The sequence below is a fragment of the Martelella sp. genome (genome assembly GCF_984369615.1).
The window spans coordinates 1-1,639 of record NZ_CFHTCS010000544.1 but is presented as its reverse complement, the minus strand read 5'-3'; the positions used below and the strand labels follow the sequence as shown (position 1 = coordinate 1,639).

The following is a 1,639-nucleotide window of genomic DNA, read 5'->3' as shown; positions in this document are numbered from 1 at the left end:
CACGTCCTTGGTGGAGACCATGGGGTCGAACGTATCGGGTTCGCCGATCATGGCGACATCGACTTCGGTTTGCGCCTGGGCGTGGCCGGACACGGCCATCGCGAGCGCCAGCGCCGAAGCGCATGACAATTGAGAGAGAAGACGGTTCATGATTGCTGCTCCATTATTATGTAATATAGTCCCATTTAAGAGAATATAAATTGCTCTATATGCTGTCAACGGATTTGTTTCGGGGGCCTTGACTGGTCAGTCCTCGTCCCGCCATTCGTCATCGCAACATGCTTCGAGCCGGCGACACGGGGCGGTAGCAAGAGCAGTTCAAAATCCTGCGCGGTCTTAATCAATGCTCAAGCGGCGATTGCCGGTTCCAGTTCACGGTGACGACCCACACCCCGATGCATTCGACAAGACAACCTTTGAGCACATGGCTCAAGGCGATGGGATTGCTGCTGCAATCCGACAAGGGTATGTCATCGATCCGTCTTGCGGAAACACTTTGGGGGCAGTCAGCCCACCGCGTGGCGGATCGGACATGCTATGGGACGCCGGCGCAGGGACCTGTTCCGGCGCGGCGCGCGATCTTGGGCTGAACGCGGCGATTGACGACGCCGCGCGGCAAGGCGACGGCGCGTTGTTCTGGACATCCTCGGAAGCGATGCCCGACATGTTCTACTTCTTCGACATGCACAGCCAGAGCTTCCACCTGTCCGTCCTGCTCGTGAAAGACAGTTTGCAATGAAGCGCCTGTCCATGCCCGCGTCGCCGAAATGTTGAGCTCCCACGTCGCACAAAGGCCAACGAGGGAAAAGACACGGCCATCGGGGATGAAATCGACGGGCGTTTCCTGCGCTGTTCCGTCTATCCGACCGTTTGCCTATCGGCCGAAAGCCGAAGGTGCCAATCTGAGGGGGCTGTCTGCCATCCCGATATTATCGGACCCTGCGTCGCGAGCTACTGCCGTCCGAGACGAGCGATCGGGGCTTTTGCCGTCGTGGCTTCCGCTGGCGCCACAACGCCGAACCGAAGGGCCGGGAACTACTTATCTCACCTGTTCAGTTTTCACGGGTCACATCACTCCGTTGCGTTGACCCGCGAATGATGAGGGCGGGTTCCAGTGCCAGGCCTTCCGGCTGCGGCTTGTCCTCGATCATTGCCATGATCCGCTTCATGACGACCTCACCCGTTGCCTGGCTGCAGACGTCGACGGTGGTCAGCGGCGGCGTTATGTATCGGCTTGTCGGAATATTATCGATGCCGGCAAAGGCCACGTCATCGGGCACCTTGAAGCCAAGCGCGCGCGCTTCACTCATCAGGCCGATTGCGACGAGGTCGTTGCAGCCGATGATGACATCAGGACGATCCGGGTTCAGCAGCGCGCGGGCGGCCGCCCGCTCGCCGGCCTCGCTGGTTGGTTCCTCAACATCAAAGACTTGCAGGTCCAGTCCTGCGGGATCCAGAACGTCGCGCAATCCGCGAAGACGTTCGATATTCCATGATGCCCGCGAATAGCCGACATAGCCGAACTTCCTGAAGCCCTGGCGCACCAGATATTGCGCCAGGAGCGAGGCGACCTGAACGCTGTCCGTGCCGACAGTGAGAACATCGTCGCGTTCCGGCTGGCCAAGAAAGGCCACCGGCT

1 protein-coding gene and 1 pseudogene are annotated in these 1,639 nt (G+C 59.7%); one reads left to right on the top strand and one right to left on the bottom strand.

Annotated elements, in window-relative coordinates; genetic code table 11:
• Positions 1-332: 332 nt before the first annotated feature.
• A pseudogene (locus AC5DC2_RS23505) lies at positions 333-540 on the top strand (transposase); the annotation flags it as partial.
• 512 nt (positions 541-1,052) lie between these two features.
• Here AC5DC2_RS23505 and AC5DC2_RS23500 read toward each other — a convergent pair.
• On the bottom strand, positions 1,053-1,639 hold a 587-nt coding region (locus AC5DC2_RS23500; protein ID WP_491700235.1), incomplete at its 5' end, for a LacI family DNA-binding transcriptional regulator.